Below are 21429 nucleotides of genomic sequence, written 5' to 3'. Positions count from 1 at the left end.
AGCCCCAAACGAATGAACCATTTACGTGCAACGTAAAGCCCTGATTTAGTGCAACGAATTTCAATTTTACTATTTGATTTTTATTGGAAATTCTTCGTTGACAATAACTCTGATTACTTTTTATAGTGACCCTGACTTCTCCGCAAGAACGCCAACGTTGTCGGCTTGTGGTTATGGCAATAGAGCCCTCGCAATGTCATCTGACTTTGCCGGGCTTTTTTTTTGGCTTTTTTTCAGACCCACTTTTTTAACCAATATCAGGGGTACTTATGTCCAGAATAAAACGGTCAAGAATAAAATGTCATTACGCTGCGCTCTCAATCGCGCTGGCAACTGCATTTGCCGTGACCTACTCAGGTATGACGATCGCGGCAGAAAAACCGGTGAAAATTGGTTTATTGGAAGATGCTTCCGGTAACTTTGCTTTGCCGGTTATTCCCAAAATTCATGCTACAGAACTGGCAGTAGAAGAAATCAATGCCAAAGGCGGCATACTCGGACGCCCAATCGAGTTGGTCAAATACGATACGCAATCCGATAACACCCGCTTTCAACAAATGGCTCGCCGCTTAATTAAAAATGACAAAGTAGATGTGATATTCGGGGCGTTTTCCAGTGCCTCACGCGAAGCTATCCGCCCGATAATGGACCGTGAAAAGCAGCTCTACTGGTATAACAATCAGTATGAAGGCGGCGTGTGTGACTCCAATGTTTTCGTCACCGGCGCCGTGCCTGAACAGCAGTTCTCAACCCTGATCCCATGGATGATGGAGAAGTACGGCAAAAAAGTTTACACCATTGCTGCCGACTATAACTTCGGGCAAATCTCAGCTGAATGGGTACGCAAAATTGTGGAAGAGAATGGCGGCACCATGGTGGGTGAGGAGTTTATTCCGCTGAGTGTTTCGCAATTTGGTCAAACCATTCAGAACATCCAGAAAGCCAAACCTGATTTCGTGATGACTTTGCTGGTCGGAGCGAACCAATCTTCTTATTACGAGCAACAAGCCGCAGCAAAATTGAACTTGCCGATGGGGAGTTCAGTTAACGTCGGCCAAGCTTATGAGCACAAACGCTTTAAAGCCCCGGCACTGAAAGATATGTATATCACGGCTAACTACATTGAAGAGGTGGATAGCCCCGCCAGTAATGATTTCAAACAGCGTTTTCACGCCAAATTCCCGAATGAACCGTACATCAATCAGGAAGCGGCCAATGCCTACGACGCAGTTTATCTGTACAAAGCGGCGGTAGAAAAAGCGGGCAGCACCGATATGGACGCGGTGCGTAAATCACTGGAAAGTGGTGATATCTGTACCGATGGCCCTTCAGGAAAAGTCTGTATCGATCCGAAAAGCCATCATTTGAGCCACACCATCTATCTGGCTCATGTCAAAGATGACCACTCAATCGAGATCCCGAAAGTGTGGGCCGATATCAAACCGTATTGGTTGGGTGAGGCCGGTTGTAACTTGCCGGTGAAACCGGATAACAGCCAATACACACCATCATCTCCGCCGAAAAAGGCCTAAACCACGCTAATGACAAAGCTATTGATAGCTTGGTGAGTGAAGGGGGGACCACACCTCGGGGCGCTCCGATGGCTTACGCACTTGTATTTGAAACTAAGAGCGATCCCAGCGGCACGTTTCCCCTTCATTTGACTTTGTCAGCAGTTTGAACGGGCTATTTTATAGGGAAGTCGCCGCTTGAGCGGGCTTCCCTGTGTTATCCATTTTCAATAGTGTCAATCAGGACACCAGGGATTGCCAAACGATGTTAACGCTATCCTTTCTCTATTCGGTGATTTATCAGTTTGGCGATAACTTCGCCTATCTGGTGCTGGCAGCACTAGGGCTGGCGGTTATTTTTGGCATGATGGGCGTGATAAATCTGGCACATGGCGAATTCATTATGTGTGGTGCTTATGTCACCATCCTGATGAACAAAGCAGGCTTGCCACTGCCTTTTGCCATGCTCGCCGGTACCTTAGCGGCGGCGTTCTTCGGCGGGGTGGTCGAGCGCCTTGTGGTGCGCCATCTCTATGGCCGTTTGTATGATTCGGTGGTGGCGACGTGGGCTATCAGCCTGATTGTGCAGCAAAGTATGTTGCTGATCGCCGGTCCATCACTGGAGGGATTGTCTACGCCTTTCGGCTCTTTCACCCTTGGCGAATACTCGTTTGCCACTTACCGCGCATTACTACCCTTTTTCGCCATTGCCATATTAATGGTGCTCTATTGGCTGTTCTTCCACACCAATTACGGCGTCTGTGCCAGAGCTACCATTCAAAACGCCCGCATGGCCTCCTGCCTGGGGTTAGAAACTGATCGTATTTATACCCTGACATTCGCGCTGGGCGCAGGGCTGGCGGGGCTCGCAGGGGCCATTTATGCCCCGACGCTAACCGCCGTACCCACCATGGGCAGCAGCTTTATTGTTCAAGCCTTTGTTTCGGTAGTGGTCGGTGGCGCCAATGTACTTGTTGGCACCATTCCTGCAGCGATTGCCTTAGGTGCGATACAAACCGGGCTGAACTCCTGGTATGGGCAACTGGCGGGGCAAATTGGCTTACTGGTCACCGCTGTCTTGGTTATCCGCTTACTGCCTAACGGTATTGGCAGCCTGTTTACCCGTAACCGCTAGGAGCCTAATGTGACAATGACCTCTGTTAATTTATCGACGGTGAAGCAACGCACGCCCTCCACCACTCGGCTGGCGGCAATGTTAATTCTGGCCGGCGCACTCGCGCTGCCGTTAGTGGTCGATAGCGCCATGATAGGCGACTTCTCCTACTTCCTACTCTGGACCTTCTGTGCCATCGGATTGGCCGCAATGTGGGGGCATGGCGGCATTTTATCTTTCGGGCAGACCGCCTTCTTTGGCCTTGCCGGTTACACCTATGGCGTGATGACGCTGAATTTTGGCGATGGGGTACTCTCCACCTGGTCGGGGCTGGTCATGGCACTGCTAGTGGCTGCCACCGTGGCGGCGGCACTGGGCTATCTGATGTTTTACGGCGGGGTGACCGGTATTTTTATCGGCATTGTGACGCTCTCTTTCACGCTGGTATTGGAAACCTTTATGTCCCAGACCGCAGGCCCGCAATGGGCTATCGGCAGCGCGCGACTGAATGGGTTTAATGGTATGTCAGGTATGCCGCCACTCTCCCTACCGTGGTTTGGCGGCGAATTACTGACACTGGAAGGCAATGCGTTCTACTACCTGATTATCGTGCTGCTCGCGGGGGTTTATTGGGCTGTTCGGCGCTTATTGCGCTCCGATTTTGGCCTGACACTGGCCTCTATTCGTGAGAACCCACGTCGGGCAGAAATGCTCGGTATTGATATCCGCCGCTACCAATTACTGGTGTTCGTGCTGGGTGGCGTGCTCTCCGGGTTATCCGGCGCACTTTATACCCTGTGGGGTTCTTACATTACCCCCTCTTCCATGGGGCTAACTGCCGCCGCGATGCCGGTTATCTGGGTAGCGACCGCTGGGCGTAAAAACATTTTCGGCACGGTGGTCATCACAGCCCTGCTGGTGTGGTTATCCCAATGGTTGGCTATCTATGGCAGCGAATACGCCATGATCCTGCTGGGGGCCATTCTGCTGTTTGTCGTGCTGGCCGCCCCTAATGGTCTATTACCTTGGCTGGCAGAAAAAATCACCCGCTTATCTGCCGCACGTCAGAAGAAAGGGGAATCGCTATGAATCAGGCATCACAGGATCTGATCCTCGAAACCCGTGGGCTGAGTAAGCGCTTCGGTGGCATTCAGGTTATCAATAAGGTCGATTTGCAAATACGTCGCGGTGAAGTGCGCTGTGTCATTGGCCCGAATGGCGCCGGTAAAAGTACCTTTTTCAAATTACTGACTGGTGAACATACGCCAAGTGATGGGGATATCCGTTTCTTCAATCGTCGGCTGAATACTTTAGCCCCCTTCCAGCGCATCAGGATGGGCATGAGCATTAAGTTTCAGATCCCCGGTATTTTCCCTGAATTGACCGTTGAGCAACATTTGCAATTATCACTCAGCCACTTACGCCCAGAGGTTCGCTCACAAGCGGTCAGTGTCGATGAGCTACTCGAGCGCTTTAAGCTGAGCTCTGAATACCATCAGTTGGCCGGTAACTTGTCTCACGGCAAAAAACAGTGGCTGGAAATTGCGATGGCCGTGTCGCTGCAACCGACGTTGCTAATGCTTGATGAGCCAGTGGCAGGCTTATCTATTGATGAAACCTATCTCACTGGTGAGCTGATTAAGCAGATGCAGAGTGATGGTCTGACGCTGATGGTCGTGGAACACGACATGACATTCGTGCGCCAGATTGCCTCACAAGTCACGGTCCTCCATGGCGGGCAGGTTTTTGCTGACGGCAATGCCGCCGACGTGCTGGCCCGTGAGGATGTGGCGGATATCTATTTGGGGAAAGCGGTATGAATAACGTGGTGTTGCAAATAGAGGGGCTGACCGGCGGTTATGGCGGTGGGCAAGTGCTTAATGGCGTAACACTGCAACTGCACGCCGCAGAAGTCTTAGGTTTGATTGGCCGCAATGGGGTGGGGAAAACCACACTGATGCGCACTTTAATTGGTGCGGTACCGACGAAACAAGGCAGCATTTTGTTGGGCGAGACTGACATCACCCTAGCCTCACCGCAGCGCCGTGCCCGCTTGGGGATTGGTTACGTCCCGCAAGGACGTGAAGTGTTTGCTGGTCTGACGGTGGCGGAGAACCTGCAAGTCGGCATGCAGTTTGTACGAGAACACCGTGAGTTTGCTAAAGACTTGCTGGAGCGGGTGCTGGATTACTTCCCCATCTTGCGCCAAAGACTCAAACAAAAAGCCGGCACCATGAGTGGCGGCGAGCAACAACAATTGGCTATCGCCAGAGCCTTGGTCGGCTCACCCAAAGTATTACTGTTGGATGAACCCTCGGAAGGTGTTCAGCCCTCTATCGTCAATATCATTGCCGATACTCTGGTGCGCATTGCCCGCGAACTGCATGTGGCAGTGATTCTGGTTGAACAGGATATCGCAATGATCCAGCGGGCCGCACAACGGTGCGCAGTGATGGACAAAGGCCAAATAGTAGAAAACCTGACCCAACAACAACTTTCTGATGATCTTTTAATGCGCCGTCATCTGGCTTTGTAACCGGATGCCGCTATACCCTAAATAGTTCGAGTTTCAGGAAAGTGGCAACGAAACCAACCCAATTAGTTTAGATAAATCAATATATTGGGTGAGTGATGGCAGCCAGCGCACATGCAGCTTGAAGTATGACGAGTATATTACGTGGAGAATTGCTAATGAAATGGCTGGAAGAATCAATCATGGTCAAACGCGGTGTCGGTGCTGGACGTAAACCGGTGGCCCATCATCTGACCGAAGAGATGCAAAAAGAGTTTCACTATACTATCGGCCCCTACTCAACACCGGTGCTGACCATTGAACCCGGTGATCGGGTGATTGTCGATACCCGCGATGCCTTTGAAGGTGCCATTAGCTCAGAGCAAGATATTCCGAGCCAACTGCTCAAAATGCCCTTTCTCAACCCACAAAATGGCCCGATCATGGTCAATGGTGCCGAGAAAGGGGATGTGATCGCAGTTTATATCGAATCCATGTTGCCGCGTGGCGTTAACCCGCACGGCATCTGTGCGATGATCCCCCATTTTGGCGGGCTGACCGGAACAGATCTAACCGCCATGCTCAATGACCCACTACCAGAAAAAGTGCGCATGATTAAGCTCGATAGCGAAAAGGTCTACTGGAGCGAACGCCATACCCTGCCCTATAAACCCCACATTGGCACCCTAAGTGTGTCGCCAGAAATTGACTCAATCAATTCACTCACGCCGGATAATCACGGCGGGAATATGGATGTCCCGGATATCGGGCCGGGGAGCATTACTTATCTGCCGGTGCGCGCCCCCGGAGGACGCCTGTTTATTGGTGATGCTCATGCCTGTCAGGGGGATGGGGAGATTTGCGGCACCGCGGTGGAGTTCGCCTCAATCACCACCATCAAAGTGGATTTGATTAAGAACTGGCAACTCTCCTGGCCACGAATGGAGAACGCCGAAACCATCATGAGTATCGGCAGTGCGCGCCCGTTAGAGGATGCCACCCGTATTGCTTATCGCGACCTGATTTACTGGCTGGTGGCCGATTTTGGCTTCGAACAGTGGGATGCCTACATGTTACTGAGCCAATGCGGCAAAGTGCGGCTGGGCAACATGGTCGACCCGAAATACACCGTCGGCGCGATGCTTAACAAAGAACTTTTAGCGCAGTAAAAACAGCTAGCACAGTAAAAATTCTAGACCCTAAATAATTCGAGTTGCAGGAAGGCGGCAAGTGAGTGACAAATCGGTCAGGAACCAATTTGAACGCTGTTTGCAGCGGCCTCGCAGAGGCGAGGCCCAGTAACGAGGGCAGCCAACACCCCTGCAGCTTGAAGTATGACGGGTATTCATCGAGTTTGGATAAGCAGGTGCCTATGAGTTCAGATACACCGGTCAACATTGGCTTACTGTACTCCTTCAGCGGTGTGACGGCGGCACAAGAGCTGTCGCAATGGCGGGGAGCAACACAGGCTATTGCCGAAATTAACCAAAATGGCGGCATCAACGGCAGGCCACTGAATGCGATTCATTTTGACCCACAATCTGACGATACGCAGTTCCGTGCCTTGGCCGAACAATTGATCGTCGAACATGAGGTTAATGTGATTTTTGGCGGCTACACCTCCAGTAGCCGTAAAGCCATGTCACCCATCGTCGAAAAGTACCGTCGGCTGCTGTTCTACTCACAACTGTATGAAGGCTTTGAGTTTTCGGAGAATATCTTTTACGGCGGCGCGGCACCTAATCAAAACTGTGTACAACTGGCGGACTATCTCACCGGGCAGTTTGGCGCGCGGGTTTATTTGATTGGCTCCCGTTATATTTACCCTTATGAATGTAATCGCAACATGCAGGAGTTAATTCTGCAACGCCACGATGGCGCGGTTATTGGCGAGCGCTATTTAGATCTGAATGCACCTTATGAGGCGTTTCTGCCCATCATTGAGGAGATAACCAAAAAGCAGCCCGACTTCATCTTCAGTACCGTGGTAGGTCAAACAGTCCCCTTTTTGTATCAGGCTTATCAGGCTGCGGGGCTGGATCCTGGCCGCATGCCAATTGGCAGCTTGAATACATCAGAAACCGAGATTGCCATTATGGGGGCACAAGTGGCACAGGGCCATTTCAGTTCAGCTCCCTATTTCCAAAGCATTAGCACCAAAGCAAATCAATCAGCACTTAAACAATTCCATCAACAATTCGGGCCGGAACTCACCACCGACATGAATTGGGAAGCCACTTACAGCCAGGTGCATCTGTTTGCCAAAGCCATGGCAGAATGCGGCAGCGACCATATCTTCCCACTGTCTGCCGCACTGCGTGGGAGCCAATTTGATGCCCCTCAAGGCCGCATTCGTATTGACCCGCTGAATCAACATACCGGACTGTATCCACGCATTGGTATGGCGAATGAGCATGGGCAATTTACCGTCGTGCAGGAGTCTCGCCGTATCGTCGAACCCGACCCCTATATGACTAATCAGATTCAGGGCGATTGGGTCACGAAGTTAACGACAGTGGGGTATCCACATGCGACCTAGCGATAGCAGAATCAGTGCAACCGCCCTATTACTCAGTCGTGGGATCCGTTGTGTGGTGTTACATCCCGACGACGAAGACGGTGCCACCCTCACCAATCATTTACGCCGAATGGGGTTTAAGGTTAAGGCTTTCTGGCCTATCCCTGAGCAACTCCCCGCCGATACAGATCTGATTTTCTATGCATTACAGTCAGATAACCCGGAACCAGATGTGTCATGGCTCAACCCTAACAAACATGCCCTGATAGCAGTTATTACCTATGAAAATCCGACATTTATTGATCAAGCACTCAATATGGGCGCGGGCACCTCGATAACCACTCCCATTCGCGCCTCAGGCTTATTGTCAGCCATGGTGTTTGCTTTACACCATGCCCAACAGCAGCGGCTGATGAGTGATCGAATCGAACGGCTGGAGAAAAAAGTGCTCGGGGTTCGCCAGGTCAGTGAGGCCAAAGCGATCCTGATGCGGATGCACAGCATTGGTGAAGAGCAGGCTTACGACATCCTGCGCCATCAGGCCATGGATAAGCGCATTACCGTCGAAGAGATCTCGTGCGCATTGATTCAAGCCAACGATATTTTCTCTTGGACCACACCAGCGGCTGCCAATCACCGGAAGAATTGAGTTTAATTGCCGCTATATGCCGAACCTAAAATTTATTATTTATGAGGATCATCATGTCGATAACGCCTTTTCTTGCAGCCGCAATTCAATTTGAACCCTTAATGTTTGCCAAAGAAGCGAATTTGCGTCAGTTACTGGCATTGGTAGAACAGGCGGCACAGAAAGGTGCTCGTCTGATTACCACGCCAGAAATGGCGACCACCGGTTACTGTTGGTTTGATCGACAAGAGATTGCGCCCATGGTCGAAACCGTCCCCGGTGAGAGCACCGCCCGCTTTGCGCAACTGGCGCAGCGTTATCAATGCTATATCGTCTTAGGGATGCCAGAAGTGGATCCGCAAACAGCGCTGTATTACAACAGTGCGGTACTCATCGGGCCGCAGGGGGTGATTGGCTGCCATCGCAAAAGCCACCCCTATATTTCAGAGCCTAAATGGGCTGCTGCGGGTGACGTCGGGCATCAAGTGTTTGATACACCGCTGGGACGTATTGGCATGCTGGTGTGTATGGATATTCATTTTCCCGAAACGGCCCGTCTGCTGGCACTGGATGGCGTTGATGTCATTTGCCATATCAGCAACTGGCTGGCAGAGCGCACTCCGGCCCCTTACTGGATCAGCCGGGCCATGGAAAATGGCTGCTATCTGTTGGAAAGCAACCGCTGGGGATTAGAGCGCGGCGTGCAATTTAGCGGTGGCAGTTGCATCATTGAGCCTGATGGCAACATTGCTGCGGTGGTGGATGGCGGCGATGGGATTGCTTATGCCGAAATTGACATCAGCCGTAGCCGTCAGCGTCAAGTGTTAGGCGAGTTAGTGTTTGAGCAGCGCCGCCCTGACTATTATCACGCGCTATTAAGTGACAGTTTTTTGTGGAACCCACAGGATTTCTTTGGGCTTTACGGGCAACGGCCGTTGCCGCCCGGTAAGCAGAGCCGGATCACGGTAGCGCAGTTCTCCCCAACAGAACGGGTGGAGGATAATTTGGCAGCAATTACCGCCCTGACAGAAGAGGCGGTGTTACAGCAAGGCAGTGAGCTTATCGTGTTCCCGGAGTTATCACTGACCGGTTATCTCGCGGGTGCGGTTCAGGCCCAAACATCAGAAAGTCCCGCGGTGCAGGCGCTGGCTCGTCTGGCTATAAAGTTACGGGTATATCTGGTAGTAGGAATGGCCGAAAAACAGCAAGATAAGTGCTACAACACCCAGATTATGTTGGGGCCGGAGGGGGTCATTGGCACCTATCGGCAAATACATCTGTCTCGAGCACATCAAGCGTGGGCTAGCGCTGGGGAGCACTGGCGCGTATTTGATACTGCGCTCGGAAGGGTCGGATTGCTGCTGGGCCATGATGCACTGTTGCCCGAATCAGCGCGTATTTTGGCCCTGATGGGATGCGATATTATCGCCTGTTCCGCCGCACTTCCTGCGGGGTTCACTGCTGCGCATGCGGGCAGTGTCGTGGTGCAAAATTATCCGATTCCAATGGGAGCCGACCCGCTACACTGGCACTTATTCAGAACCCGCGCGGGGGAAAATAATCTTTATTTGGCCTTTGCCAATGCTGTCGATGACCTCAATCAGCAAGGAGGATATAGCGGAATATTCGGGCCGGAAACCTTCACTTTCCCACGTCTTGAGCGGCTGCTGTGGCAAGAAACGCAAGCCGTAACACAAACCATTAATACCGCGTCTCTCGCCGGCAGCCCCTACCCAACCAATGTCGTGCGCCGTAAAGATCTGGTCACCATGCGCCAGCCCCATCACTACAAACCGTTACTGAATTAGTCCCTTTCCCTGACTAACCTCGGATAAGTATTACCGGGGTTAGTGCTATAACCGCGCCATTTTGCACATATGTGCAAAACCAACCATATCACGCAAAATAAAAATGTGATCACAATCCAAATTTTGTCGTCAAGATCGTTGCGGCACACAAAAACCCTATTTCAATTTATTTAATATAAATCAATTCATTAAATATAAATGCACATCTGTGCGATAACTAAAGTGGGTAATAGCGCTTCAATTGGTTTTTTATGGAAGATATTGAGAGTTATTCGTTATATTGTGCTTTTGACTTCAAAAATGGAAAGTGATTATATCAAGCCATAGATAACTTAATAACATTTGCACAAATGTGCAAGAGGTTGAAAATGGAAAAGAGCGACGATCTGCGCCTGATGGTGAAAATTGCACAAATGTATTACGAGCAAAACTTCACGCAAGCGGAGATAGCACGCGCGCTCGGTATTTATCGCACCAGTATCAGCCGAATGCTAAAAAAAGTACGCGAACAGGGCATTGTTACTATTTCAATCAATTATAACTATAACGAGAATCTGTTACTGGAACAGCAGTTGAAGTCGCGTTTTAAATTACGTGAGGCGATTGTCGTCTCTTCAGAACATGATCAATCGCCAGAACATCAGTTGATATTAATGGCAAAACAGTGTGCCGCATTGTTAAACCGAATTATTGAAAATGGCGATATCCTCGGCTTCTCTTGGGGCAGTGCGATTGCCACCCTGATTGAGCAAATGGATATATCACCGGTATCGCGTCAGTTAACCTGTATCCCGATGGTGGGTGGCCCCTCAGGTAAACTGGAAAGCCGTTATCATGTGAATACCCTGGTTTATAGCGCCGCAATGAAATTAAAAGGCGAGTCATTGTTGATCGATTTCCCGGCAATTCTGGAGAAAAGTGTTATCCGTGATGGCATTGTGCAATCTCAGCATTATCAGGCTATCGCTGACTATTGGCAGCGGCTGGATATCGCTATATTCGGTATTGGTTCACCCAATATCTCGGGGAATTCCACCTGGCGCGCTTTTTATGGCAGTGATGTTATTGATCACTTTAATGACCGACAGGTTGCTGGCGATATTTGTTCGCGTTTTTACGATTTGCAGGGCAACCCGGTGGAAACCTACATTAGCGATAAGACGATCACTATCGACTTAGAGAAAATTAAAAAAGCCCGTTATTCCATCGGTATTGCGCATTCCCATGAAAAAATCAGCGGGATCATCGGAGCAATTAAAGGAAAGTATATTAATAGTCTGGTGACCACGAAAGAAACTGCTGAGGAGATACTCAAACTAACGGCATAAAAAGCAGCTAAAGAAATACAATGAGGAAAAGTTTACTGTCAGTCATCATTAACCTTTCCTCTTTATATAAAAAAACTCAATTAATTGCGCCTTAGGGTGTATGGCTGAGTATTAGCAAAATTCAGAACAGCAGGGAAATTCTATGAACGATTGGCTTAATTTAAAAGATAAAGTTGTCATTGTAACCGGTGGTGCATCAGGGATTGGCTACGCTATTGTGGAAGAGTTACTGGCGGCAGGTGCCAAGGTGCAATTAGCCGATGTTAATAAACTTGACGGTGACATTAAAAATAATCCACAGCTGAGTTTTATTCAATTGGATATTTCAGACCGTAGCAGTGTACAGACTGCAATTGATAATATTCTAACCCAACATGGGCATATTGATGCATTAGTTAATAATGCCGGGATTAATCTCCCCCGTCTGCTGGTCGATCCGAAACAGAGCCACAGCCAATATGAGCTGAAAGATAACGAATTTGAAAAAATGGTAAATGTGAATCAGAAAGGGGTGTATCTGATGTCACAAGCCGTGGCACGCAATATGGTTGAGAACAAACGCGGTGTCATTATTAATCTCACGTCGGAAAGTGGATTAGAAGGCTCTGAAGGACAAAGCTGTTATGCCGCAACTAAAGCCGCACTATATAGTTTTACCCGCTCCTGGGCCAAAGAACTGGGAAAATACGGTATTCGTGTGGTGGGCGTCGCGCCGGGTATTTTGGAGAAAACCGGTTTGCGCACCCTGGATTATGAAGAAGCACTGGCCTACACCCGTAATATAACGGTTGAGCAGTTACGTGACGGTTATACCAAGAATGCCATTCCAATTGGCCGGGCTGGAAAACTATCAGAAGTGGCTGATTTTGTGACTTACTTATTATCCGAACGTGCCAGCTATATTACCGGCGTTACCTACAACATTGCCGGTGGTAAAACCCGAGGCTAAACAGGAGGTATGATGGTTAGTGTCATTTTTTGTGCTCATGGTGATTTAGCGGTTTCAATGCTTAACTCCGTCAATATGGTGTATGGCGAAACACAAAATATTACCCCGCTGTTATTTAACCGTGGTGAAAATGCCGAAGATTTAGTGACAAAAATGCAGGATGTGATGGCACATAGTGACAGTTGCTCTTGGCTGATTGCGGTTGATTTGCAAGGTGGCAGCCCATACAACGCTGCCGCACGGTTGGCATTCAACAATCACAACATTCAAGTTATCAGTGGATTATCACTACCACTGGCACTGGAGATTGCCGATAACCAGCACTCGATGGCAGTAATAGAACTGGCTGATTACTTACTGGAAATCGGCGCGCAGTGTGTGCAGTCATTCCATCACTTACAGAATGTCGAAGAAGAAGAGGCCGACTTTATATGAAAATCAATCTGGCAAGAATTGACGACCGGCTGATTCACGGTCAGGTCACCACAGTATGGGCGAAAGAGGCCAAAGCTGGGCGGATTATTATCTGTAGCGACGAAGTCTATAACGATGATATTCGTAAAACGTTATTAAAACAGGCAGCACCTCCGGGAATAAAAGTAAACGTGGTTAATATAGAAAAAGCCGTCGCGGTTTACCACAATCCTAATTACAGTAATGATACGGTTTTTTATTTATTTACCAATCCGACCGATGTTTTGCGCCTGGTGGATCAAGGCGTGAAGATTGAAGTTATTAATATTGGTGGCATGGCATTTAAACAAGGTAAAAGGCAATTAACTAAAGCAGTATCAGTTGATCAGGAGGATATTAAAGCCTTTTATGCATTAGCTGAACGTGGCGTACATTTGGATTTACGGGTAGTCACTTCCGACCCTCAGGTAGATGTGATTAAAAAAATACGTGAACTGGAGTCTAAATAACGACATTTAACACAACCGACAAATAATAACTCAGGTTTTATTAAACATTTAAATCCGATTACTCAACCTGGGCAATGAAACTATTTAATGATAATCCATGGCGATAGTGGCCAGGGTTAATAGGAGTATATTGCCGAAAGGGGTCCACCATGGAAATAAGTTTAGTACAGATAATCTTAATCTTTATTTTCTCATGCATCGCCGGTATGGGCAGTGTGCTGGATGAATTTCAAACTCATCGGCCATTAATCGCCTGTACCATTACTGGCCTGATCCTCGGTGATATGACCACCGGCGTGATTCTCGGCGGTACCTTGGAATTGATCGCCCTCGGGTGGATGAACGTCGGTGCGGCGCAATCCCCCGATTCCGCCCTCGCCAGTATTATCTCAACCATTCTGGTGATTGTCGGCCATCAAAACATTGCCACCGGGATTGCTATCGCCCTACCCGTGGCGGCAGCCGGTCAGGTGCTGACAGTGTTCGCCCGTACCATTACCGTGGTTTTCCAGCACGCAGCAGATAGGGCCGCAGAAAAAGCCAACTTTGCCATGATCGACTTAATGCATGTCTCAGCCCTACTGGTTCAGGCTCTGCGCGTGGCGATACCGGTTTTGATCGTATCCATCTTTGTCAGTGCCGATACCGTCAGTCACATGCTCAGCGCGATTCCAACCGTAGTCACCCATGGGTTACAAATCGCGGGCGGATTTATTGTGGTGGTCGGTTATGCCATGGTACTCAACATGATGGGCGTGAAATACCTTATGCCCTTCTTCTTCCTCGGTTTTATTGTCGGTGGCTACCTTGGTTTCAGCCTGCTCGCCTTCGGTGGCATCGGCCTGATTATTGCCTTGCTATATATCCAGTTAAATCCTCTGTATCAGAAACCGGCGGCTCCTGCGACGTCAGCCAGCCACGCCAAACTTGATGAATTAGAAGATTAGGAGACGCTGAAATGAGCACACCTCACAAACAATTAACTCGCTCTGATCTGTTTAAAATGTTCTTACGCAGTAACTTACAACAGGCCTCTTTTAACTATGAACGTATCCACGGCTTAGGTTTTTGCTATGACATGGTGCCCGCAATCAAGCGTTTGTACCCACTGAAAGAAGATCAGGTTGCTGCCTTAAAACGTCATTTAGTGTTCTTCAACACCACTCCCGCCGTCTGTGGCCCGGTTATCGGGGTGACGGCGGCGATGGAAGAAGCGCGAGCCAATGGGGCCGACATTGATGAAGGGGCAATTAATAGTCTGAAAGTCGGGCTAATGGGGCCATTGGCCGGAGTCGGTGACCCATTGATCTGGGGAACCTTACGCCCAATCACCGCAGCCTTGGGGGCCTCGCTGGCGCTAAATGGCAATGTACTAGGCCCGATACTGTTCTTCTTATCCTTCAACTCTGTTCGTCTGGCATTGAAATGGTTCGGCCTGCAATACGGCTTTACCAAGGGGGTCAATATCGTCAAAGACCTTGGCGGCAATCTGCTACAAAAGCTGACGGAAGGCGCGTCCATTCTGGGCCTGTTTATCATGGGGGTTTTGGTCACCAAATGGACCAGCATCAATGTGCCACTGGTGATTTCGAAAACACCGGCACAGGACGGCAGCACGGTAACCATGACGGTGCAAAACATTCTGGATCAGCTCTGTCCCGGCCTGTTGGCACTGGCACTAACCCTGTTAATGATGCGATTACTCAAACGTAAAATTAACCCTATCTGGCTTATCTTCTCCTTGTTTGGCCTTGGTATTTTAGGCTCATGGCTTGGCATTCTTTCCTGATTTATGCCGGGGAGATTTTTTATTCGATCTGCTGTTTTTTTATATTTAAAAATGATTGAGGTGGTTCCAAATGAAGACCAAAGCATTGCGTTTATATGGTAAGAATGACCTACGACTGGAAAGCTTCACCTTACCGGAAATAAATGATGATGAAATTCTGGCCACGGTAGTGACCGACAGTATTTGTCTTTCTTCGTGGAAAGAGGCCAATCTGGGGGCTGAGCATAAAAAGGTGCCGGATAATGTGGCAGAAAATCCGATTATTATCGGCCATGAATTTTGCGGCGATATTTTACAAGTGGGTAAAAAATGGCAGCATAAATTTAAACCCGGCAGCCGTTATGTGATTCAAGCCAACTTGCAATTACCCGACCGCCCTGACTGCCCAGGCTATTCATTCCCTTATGTCGGCGGCGAAGCCACCCATGTGGTTATCCCTAATGAGGTGATGGAACAAGACTGTCTGCTGCCTTATGAAGGTGAAAGCTATTTCGAAGGATCCTTGGTAGAACCGCTTTCTTGTGTTATCGGCGCATTTAACGCCAATTACCATCTTATTCCCGGCACATACCAGCATAAGATGGGCATAAAACCTGGTGGGAATGTGCTAATTCTCGGCGGTACTGGTCCGATGGGATTATTGGCCATTGATTACGCGCTGCACGGGCCAGTCAATCCACAATTACTGGTGATAACTGACCGTCACCAGCAAAAACTAGATTATGCCGCCCGCCTGTATCCGAGCGAATCATCAACAGCAGTACATTATCTCAATACCAAACAAACAGAGGATCAGTTTGAACGTTTAATGGCTTTGACTGGCGGAAAAGGCTACGACGATATATTTGTCTTCGTACCTTCCGCAGAATTAGTCACCTTGGCTTCAAGCTTATTGGCACCGGACGGCTGCTTTAATTTCTTTGCCGGCCCGCAGGATAAGAATTTTATGGCGTCGGTTAATTTCTACGATATCCATTATTCATTTACCCATTATGTCGGTACCTCTGGCGGTAATACCGATGATATGCGCGAAGCAGTAAAATTAATTGAAGCGAAGAAGGTGAATGCCGGCAAAGTGGTCTCCCATATTCTGGGTTTAAATGACGCGGCAGAGACCACCTTAAATCTACCGCAGATTATTGGCGGTAAGAAATTGGTCTATACCGGTAAAAATATCCCGCTGACGTCATTGAGTGAGTTGATGAGCCAATCACAAGAGCTGCCGTTATTACAGCAACTCCAGGCTATTTTGCGTAAAACCGACGGTTTGTGGTCGAAAGAAGCGGAAGATTTTGTTTTGGCGCACGCCCAAGAGATTTAACCTTTTGACTAAGGGCGGCAAATAGCCACTGTCGCCCTCAGCTCACTCCGGCAGATGCTTCGCCGTTGATTCATCGGTGGTTGCATCATTCTCCACCGCGCTCAACAACACATCCAATAAACCGGGGAAACGGGCATCAATATCATCGCGTCGCAGTGATAGCAAACTCTCGCGCCCGCAAGGCCGCTGCCAGATAACACCGCTTTCCCGCAATACGCGCCAATGATGGGTCAGGGTGGATTTAGACAACCCTTGCACTAAGGTGCCACATGCATGCTCCCCACCAGCCGCCAACCTACGTACTACCGCTAACCGCAGCGGATTACCTAAAGCCGTCAGCACATTTTCCAGCCGGATCTGCTCACGCTCAGGGTGATTTGCAATCATAGTATTCCTATAGATAAGTGACAGGCCAGCACGCCTGATTTGGCTACCGCTACACAGCTTAGCTGCGCCGCAATATAGCCTATACGCCATGTCGACCCTACAATTAATTCTCATGCCATGCTGAAAGCTACCTCAGCCGTTGTACGCCGCCATTATTGCATATTTTAAGAACAAATAATCAAATTGTACGTGTATATTCGTACAATTGGACTATGCTGCTCTCGACCGATTGATCAACCAAGATCATAACTTAACAACTTCCCGGCAGAGCAGCAAACCGCCCGCCCCGAAATTGCCATTATCTTTTAAGGACTTAATATGGCACGTAAAACTCCTATCGAGCGCTATCGCAACATCGGTATCTCCGCCCACATCGACGCCGGTAAAACAACCACCACTGAGCGTATTCTGTTCTACACTGGCGTCAGTCATAAGCTGGGTGAAGTACATGATGGTGGCGCGACAACTGACTGGATGGCTCAGGAGCAGGAACGTGGCATTACCATTACATCGGCTGCCGTGACCTGCTTCTGGAAAGGTATGGACCGTACCTTACCGGAACACCGTATTAATATTATCGACACCCCCGGGCACGTGGATTTCACCATTGAGGTGGAACGCTCCATGCGGGTACTCGACGGTGCAGTCATGGTGTATGACGCGGTAGGTGGCGTACAGCCACAATCAGAAACGGTCTGGCGTCAGGCCAACAAATACCGCGTGCCACGATTGGCTTTCGTCAATAAGATGGACCGCCCAGGTGCTGATTTCTTCCGCGTTAGGCAGATGATGATTGACCGCCTGAAGGCCAATCCAGTGCCGATTGTGATTCCGATCGGCAGTGAAGAGCACTTTATCGGTGTGGTAGATCTTCGTTTGATGCGGGCCATTATCTGGGATGAAGCCTCTCAGGGTATGACATTCAGTTACGCCCCGATCCCGGAAAACTTGCTGGCAACCGCCAATGAGTGGCGCGAAAAGATGGTCGCTGAAGCGGCTGAAGCCTCTGAGGCGCTAATGACCGAGTATCTGGAGACCGGTGACCTGACGCTGGAAGAGGTCACCCAAGGTCTGCGTATCCGTACCATTGCGGGCGAAATACAGCCCATGATGTGCGGCAGTGCCTTTAAAAACAAGGGTGTGCAGCGGATGCTGGATGCGGTGGTTGAACTAATGCCGTCACCGGTCGATATCCCACCGGTCAGTGGCACTGATGAAGAGGGCAATGAAGTCAGTCGCCGCGCCGATGATAATGAAAAATTCTCGGCACTTGCATTTAAACTGATGACTGACCCCTACGTCGGCCAGTTAACATTCGTGCGGGTTTACTCCGGTGTGTTGCGAAAAGGTGATAGCGTTTATAACCCGATTCGCGGCAAGAAAGAGCGTATTGGCCGTATTGTTCAGATGCATGCCAACAACCGCATTGAAGTCGATGAAATCTGCGCCGGTGATATTGCGGCCTGTGTCGGTTTGAAAGATGTCACCACCGGCGAGACGTTATGTGACCCGGATGCCGTGATTACCTTGGTACGGATGGAGTTCCCCGAACCAGTGATTTCGCAAGCGATTGAACCGAAGACCAAAGTCGATCAGGAGAAAATGGGGATCGCATTGCAACGGTTGGCATCAGAAGATCCGTCGTTCCGTATCCGTACTGACGAGGAATCAGGCCAGACTATTATTTCCGGTATGGGCGAGCTACATCTGGAGATAATTGTCGATCGGATGAAACGTGAGTTCGGTGTGGAAGCCAATATCGGTAAACCACAGGTGACCTACCGTGAAACTGTGCGTAAAACCGTGACTGACGTCGAAGGCAAATTTGTGCGGCAGTCTGGCGGTAAGGGGCAATATGGCCATGTGGTCTTTACCCTCGAACCGCAGGAAGCGGGCAGCGGCTTTGCGTTTGTTGATGCAACTAAAGGCGGTGTGGTCCCGCGTGAATATATCGGTGCGGTAGAGAAAGGTGTACTCGAAGCCACCAATACCGGTGTATTGGCCGGTTATCCGGTAGTGGATGTGAAAGTAACACTGACTTTCGGTTCCTATCACGAAGTGGATTCATCGGAACTGGCGTTTAAAATGGCCGCCATCTTTGGTTTTAAAGAAGCGGTCAAACAGGCGTCACCAGTGATTCTGGAACCGGTGATGAGTGTGGAAGTAGAAACACCGGAAGAGTACGCCGGTAACGTGATGGGTGACCTTTCTTCTCGCCGTGGCTTGGTACAAGGCATGGAAGAGATGATTGGCGGCGGGAAGATTATCCGCGCAGAAGTGCCGTTATCCGAAATGTTCGGTTACTCCACCGTGCTGCGTTCCATGTCGCAAGGCCGTGCCACCTATACCATGGAGTTCAAGCACTATGCTGAAGCACCACGTAATGTCGCCGATACGATTATTGCCGCCCGGGGCAGTAAGGGCTAAACGTTAAACCGCAGTAACATACTCAGCCGCCAGTGGAAAATTTTACGCTGGCGGCTTTTAATTGGCTAGATAGCGACCCGCCGGCTAATCTCTACCACCTGATCGCTGGGTAAATGATAGTAATCAGTCACATGAGTGCAATTTCTGACCATAAAAGCAAAGCTGCTTCGTTGCCATGCCGGTAATCCCCTGCCATCTTCACGGCCCACAATGGTTTCATGGCCTAAATAATAGGTCACATCATCCAGCTCAAACTGACAATCCATATCGGCAATACGTTGTAATAATGCCGGTATATGCGGCCGCTCCATAAAACCGTATTGTGCCGTTCCGCGCCAATAATCTGGCGCTTGCTCGGTCATCACCAGCCGCTCTGCCGCCTCCGCCAGTGGAACATTCAAAATAGTGATCGTCAGTGATAACACCTTCTGTTGTAGGGCGCGATTACGGGCCACATGCCAGCGCATGACTGGGGGAATCTCATTCTGAGTGCGGGTCAAAAACACCGCAGAACCCGATACTCGAGGGATATTTTTATCGCGGATTTTACTAAAGAATTCATCGCTTCCCACCACTTTCTCGCTGATAGCGAGTGAGGTTGCTTTAACCCCTCGGTGCCATACCAACATCACTGTACAGACCACGGTCGCCAGCAGCAGCGGGATATAACCGCCGTCCAACACTTTGATGAGATTAGCGATTAAAAAGCTGGTATCGATAATCAGAAATCCCCCCGCCACTAACATACTGGTTGGTAAATTCCAACGCCATATCTTGCGCATAGCGACAAATAACAAACCAGACGTCATCAACATCGTTAACGACACTGCAATACCGTAAGCTGCGGCCAGGTTTTCAGAGGATTTAAAGAATACAGCCAGAAATATAGTCACTATCATTAATAGCCAATTGATCGTGCCAATATAAATTTGCCCGTAGCTCTCAGCGGCTGTCTGCTTAATCCGCAAACGAGGTAGCCACCCTAATTGAATCGCTTGGCGAGTCATGGAAAACGCGCCGGTAATAATCGCCTGACTGGCAATAATGGTCGCGAGTGTCGCCAGAATCACCAACGGAAGTTGCATTATCGGCGGGCACAAGCGGAAGAAGATATTATGTGAAATATCAGCACCGGCTAAAATCAGCGCCGACTGACCGGCATAATTAAGTAACAGGCTGGGAAAAACCAAACCGAACCACGCCATCCAGATAGGTTTTTTACCAAAATGCCCCATGTCCGCATATAAGGCTTCCGCCCCCGTGACACACAGGAAAATACCGCCTAATACCAGAAAGCTGGCAAAGCCATGGGAAAACAAGAACTTGATGCCATAGTATGGATTAATAGCCAGCAACACTGCTGGGTGTTGAACTATCCCCCATATTCCCAGCCCCGCAATAGCGAAAAACCACAGTGCCATAATGGGGCCAAAAACTTTGCCTATTTTTGCGGTACCAAAAGGCTGAAGAGCAAATAACGCAACCAAAATAATAACTGTCCCAGGTAAAATATAGGGTTGAGCGTCTGGGAGAACAATTTTCAGACCTTCAAGGGCTGAGAGTACAGATATCGCTGGCGTAATGGCACCATCACCGTAAATTAATGCCGCTCCGAGTAAAGCAGAAAAAATAACCCACTTGTTCCCCTTCCCCTTACGTACCAACAGCGACATTAAGGCCATAATGCCCCCTTCACCATTGTTATCAATACGCATGGCGAAAACGGCATACTTTACCGAGGTAACCAGAATCAGTGTCCAGATAATCAGTGATAACAAACCCATTATCACTGCAGGTGTCGGGTTATTTCCTGACAGCAACAGGACGGTTTTCAGTGTATAGAGAGGGCTGGTACCGATATCGCCGAAAACCACGCCAAGCGCGCCGCCCGCGAGCATAATTCTACCGGGCGATTTTTGAGCAGCGACACCACCGGCAGCTAACGCCATTCTTTCCATTGCGACATCCCTTTACCTTTTCATCCGCCATGGCGCGATGATTTAGTTAAATTCCCCTATCAATAATATAGATATAAAGATGTCGCACCACACATTACCGCAACGCAATAACCGACCAAACAGATCCCTGAGAGCTATCATGATCAAATTGCTTTTATGATGTAAGAAGGCGGCAACGATGTTGACCTATCTCCCATCGCTGGCGACGCCCAGCCGATAACATAATCCCCCATATAAAAACGGGGTAATCATTTAC

At 49.3% G+C, this 21429-nt stretch carries 19 protein-coding genes; 17 read left to right on the top strand and 2 right to left on the bottom strand.

The features are described from left to right. Positions 1-365: 365 nt before the first annotated feature. From ACWJJO_RS04515 to ACWJJO_RS04440, 16 genes are all read left to right on the top strand, one after another. Positions 366-1532, top strand: coding sequence for an urea ABC transporter substrate-binding protein (locus tag ACWJJO_RS04515; protein ID WP_019080392.1), 1167 nt, complete (start codon positions 366-368; stop codon positions 1530-1532). 244 nt (positions 1533-1776) lie between these two features. Further along, the gene (locus ACWJJO_RS04510) at positions 1777-2646 is read left to right on the top strand and encodes an ABC transporter permease subunit (protein WP_005181910.1); all 870 of its coding nucleotides are present in this window, start codon (positions 1777-1779) and stop codon (positions 2644-2646) included. A gap of 9 nt (positions 2647-2655) precedes the next feature. Continuing rightward, positions 2656-3714 (top strand): ABC transporter permease subunit, encoded by a 1059-nt coding sequence (locus tag ACWJJO_RS04505; RefSeq protein ID WP_083160311.1) that lies wholly within the window; start codon positions 2656-2658, stop codon positions 3712-3714. Continuing rightward, on the top strand, positions 3711-4445 hold the full coding sequence (locus ACWJJO_RS04500; RefSeq protein ID WP_083160313.1) for an ABC transporter ATP-binding protein: 735 nt from the start codon (positions 3711-3713) through the stop codon (positions 4443-4445). Before ACWJJO_RS04505 ends, ACWJJO_RS04500 begins: the two co-directional genes overlap by 4 nt. Then, positions 4442-5161 carry an ABC transporter ATP-binding protein gene (locus ACWJJO_RS04495; protein WP_083160315.1) on the top strand — a complete coding sequence of 240 codons (720 nt, stop codon included), beginning with the start codon at positions 4442-4444 and terminating at the stop codon, positions 5159-5161. Before ACWJJO_RS04500 ends, ACWJJO_RS04495 begins: the two co-directional genes overlap by 4 nt. A gap of 155 nt (positions 5162-5316) precedes the next feature. After that, a complete protein-coding gene (locus tag ACWJJO_RS04490; protein WP_481090681.1) occupies positions 5317-6306 on the top strand; it encodes an acetamidase/formamidase family protein in 990 nt (329 codons plus the stop codon). Between the two features lie 203 nt (positions 6307-6509). Next, complete coding sequence (locus tag ACWJJO_RS04485) at positions 6510-7676, top strand: transporter substrate-binding domain-containing protein (RefSeq protein WP_372568720.1); 1167 nt, start codon at positions 6510-6512, stop codon at positions 7674-7676. Next, on the top strand, positions 7666-8304 hold the full coding sequence (locus tag ACWJJO_RS04480; RefSeq protein ID WP_481090680.1) for an ANTAR domain-containing response regulator: 639 nt from the start codon (positions 7666-7668) through the stop codon (positions 8302-8304). The genes ACWJJO_RS04485 and ACWJJO_RS04480 overlap by 11 nt, the downstream gene beginning before the upstream one ends. A 53-nt stretch (positions 8305-8357) precedes the next feature. Continuing rightward, positions 8358-10091, top strand: coding sequence for a nitrilase-related carbon-nitrogen hydrolase (locus ACWJJO_RS04475; protein ID WP_481090679.1), 1734 nt, complete (start codon positions 8358-8360; stop codon positions 10089-10091). A 368-nt stretch (positions 10092-10459) separates the two neighbouring features. Then, a complete protein-coding gene (locus ACWJJO_RS04470) occupies positions 10460-11419 on the top strand; it encodes a sugar-binding transcriptional regulator (protein WP_083160323.1) in 960 nt (319 codons plus the stop codon). Positions 11420-11561: 142 nt separating this feature from the next. Then, positions 11562-12368, top strand: coding sequence for an SDR family oxidoreductase (locus ACWJJO_RS04465; protein ID WP_083160331.1), 807 nt, complete (start codon positions 11562-11564; stop codon positions 12366-12368). A 12-nt stretch (positions 12369-12380) separates the two neighbouring features. Further along, the gene (locus ACWJJO_RS04460) at positions 12381-12803 is read left to right on the top strand and encodes a PTS sugar transporter subunit IIA (RefSeq protein ID WP_442821456.1); all 423 of its coding nucleotides are present in this window, start codon (positions 12381-12383) and stop codon (positions 12801-12803) included. Beyond that, positions 12800-13291, top strand: a complete 492-nt coding sequence (locus ACWJJO_RS04455) for a mannose/fructose/sorbose PTS transporter subunit IIB (RefSeq protein ID WP_372558090.1) — start codon at positions 12800-12802, stop codon at positions 13289-13291. Before ACWJJO_RS04460 ends, ACWJJO_RS04455 begins: the two co-directional genes overlap by 4 nt. Positions 13292-13440: 149 nt before the next feature. Then, a complete protein-coding gene (locus ACWJJO_RS04450; protein WP_193784718.1) occupies positions 13441-14238 on the top strand; it encodes a PTS mannose/fructose/sorbose transporter subunit IIC in 798 nt (265 codons plus the stop codon). 11 nt (positions 14239-14249) lie between these two features. Further along, positions 14250-15080 (top strand): PTS system mannose/fructose/sorbose family transporter subunit IID, encoded by an 831-nt coding sequence (locus ACWJJO_RS04445; RefSeq protein ID WP_083160339.1) that lies wholly within the window; start codon positions 14250-14252, stop codon positions 15078-15080. Positions 15081-15150: 70 nt separating this feature from the next. Then, complete coding sequence (locus tag ACWJJO_RS04440) at positions 15151-16401, top strand: zinc-binding dehydrogenase (RefSeq protein ID WP_083160341.1); 1251 nt, start codon at positions 15151-15153, stop codon at positions 16399-16401. A 42-nt stretch (positions 16402-16443) separates the two neighbouring features. On the opposite strand, the gene ACWJJO_RS04435 is transcribed toward ACWJJO_RS04440, so the two are convergent. Then, entirely contained in the window at positions 16444-16788 is a 345-nt protein-coding gene (locus ACWJJO_RS04435) for an ArsR/SmtB family transcription factor (RefSeq protein WP_005181869.1), read from the bottom strand. A gap of 318 nt (positions 16789-17106) precedes the next feature. Between ACWJJO_RS04435 and fusA the strand changes: the two genes are divergently transcribed. Next, the gene (gene fusA, locus ACWJJO_RS04430) at positions 17107-19215 is read left to right on the top strand and encodes an elongation factor G (RefSeq protein WP_083160343.1); all 2109 of its coding nucleotides are present in this window, start codon (positions 17107-17109) and stop codon (positions 19213-19215) included. Positions 19216-19280: 65 nt separating this feature from the next. On the opposite strand, the gene ACWJJO_RS04425 is transcribed toward fusA, so the two are convergent. Beyond that, the gene (locus ACWJJO_RS04425; RefSeq protein WP_481091560.1) at positions 19281-21164 is read right to left on the bottom strand and encodes a potassium transporter Kup; all 1884 of its coding nucleotides are present in this window, start codon (positions 21162-21164) and stop codon (positions 19281-19283) included. Positions 21165-21429: the final 265 nt, after the last annotated feature.

Source organism: Yersinia antarctica (assembly GCF_056636475.1).
The sequence above is the reverse complement of the archived record's forward strand: the minus strand, read 5'-3'. Positions and strand labels throughout refer to the sequence as shown.

Excerpts from the sequence above, each read along its gene's own strand:
- ACWJJO_RS04435 (WP_005181869.1), bottom strand. The coding sequence starts at position 16,788 with ATGATTGCAAATCACCCTGAGCGTGAGCAGATCCGGCTGGAAAATGTG.
- ACWJJO_RS04460 (WP_442821456.1), top strand. The coding sequence starts at position 12,381 with ATGGTTAGTGTCATTTTTTGTGCTCATGGTGATTTAGCGGTTTCAATG.
- ACWJJO_RS04425 (WP_481091560.1), bottom strand. The coding sequence starts at position 21,164 with ATGGCGTTAGCTGCCGGTGGTGTCGCTGCTCAAAAATCGCCCGGTAGA.
- ACWJJO_RS04450 (WP_193784718.1), top strand. The coding sequence starts at position 13,441 with ATGGAAATAAGTTTAGTACAGATAATCTTAATCTTTATTTTCTCATGC.
- ACWJJO_RS04440 (WP_083160341.1), top strand. The coding sequence starts at position 15,151 with ATGAAGACCAAAGCATTGCGTTTATATGGTAAGAATGACCTACGACTG.
- fusA (WP_083160343.1), top strand. The coding sequence starts at position 17,107 with ATGGCACGTAAAACTCCTATCGAGCGCTATCGCAACATCGGTATCTCC.
- ACWJJO_RS04510 (WP_005181910.1), top strand. The coding sequence starts at position 1,777 with ATGTTAACGCTATCCTTTCTCTATTCGGTGATTTATCAGTTTGGCGAT.
- ACWJJO_RS04470 (WP_083160323.1), top strand. The coding sequence starts at position 10,460 with ATGGAAAAGAGCGACGATCTGCGCCTGATGGTGAAAATTGCACAAATG.
- ACWJJO_RS04475 (WP_481090679.1), top strand. The coding sequence starts at position 8,358 with ATGTCGATAACGCCTTTTCTTGCAGCCGCAATTCAATTTGAACCCTTA.
- ACWJJO_RS04485 (WP_372568720.1), top strand. The coding sequence starts at position 6,510 with ATGAGTTCAGATACACCGGTCAACATTGGCTTACTGTACTCCTTCAGC.
- ACWJJO_RS04445 (WP_083160339.1), top strand. The coding sequence starts at position 14,250 with ATGAGCACACCTCACAAACAATTAACTCGCTCTGATCTGTTTAAAATG.
- ACWJJO_RS04480 (WP_481090680.1), top strand. The coding sequence starts at position 7,666 with ATGCGACCTAGCGATAGCAGAATCAGTGCAACCGCCCTATTACTCAGT.
- ACWJJO_RS04465 (WP_083160331.1), top strand. The coding sequence starts at position 11,562 with ATGAACGATTGGCTTAATTTAAAAGATAAAGTTGTCATTGTAACCGGT.
- ACWJJO_RS04500 (WP_083160313.1), top strand. The coding sequence starts at position 3,711 with ATGAATCAGGCATCACAGGATCTGATCCTCGAAACCCGTGGGCTGAGT.
- ACWJJO_RS04455 (WP_372558090.1), top strand. The coding sequence starts at position 12,800 with ATGAAAATCAATCTGGCAAGAATTGACGACCGGCTGATTCACGGTCAG.
- ACWJJO_RS04495 (WP_083160315.1), top strand. The coding sequence starts at position 4,442 with ATGAATAACGTGGTGTTGCAAATAGAGGGGCTGACCGGCGGTTATGGC.
- ACWJJO_RS04490 (WP_481090681.1), top strand. The coding sequence starts at position 5,317 with ATGAAATGGCTGGAAGAATCAATCATGGTCAAACGCGGTGTCGGTGCT.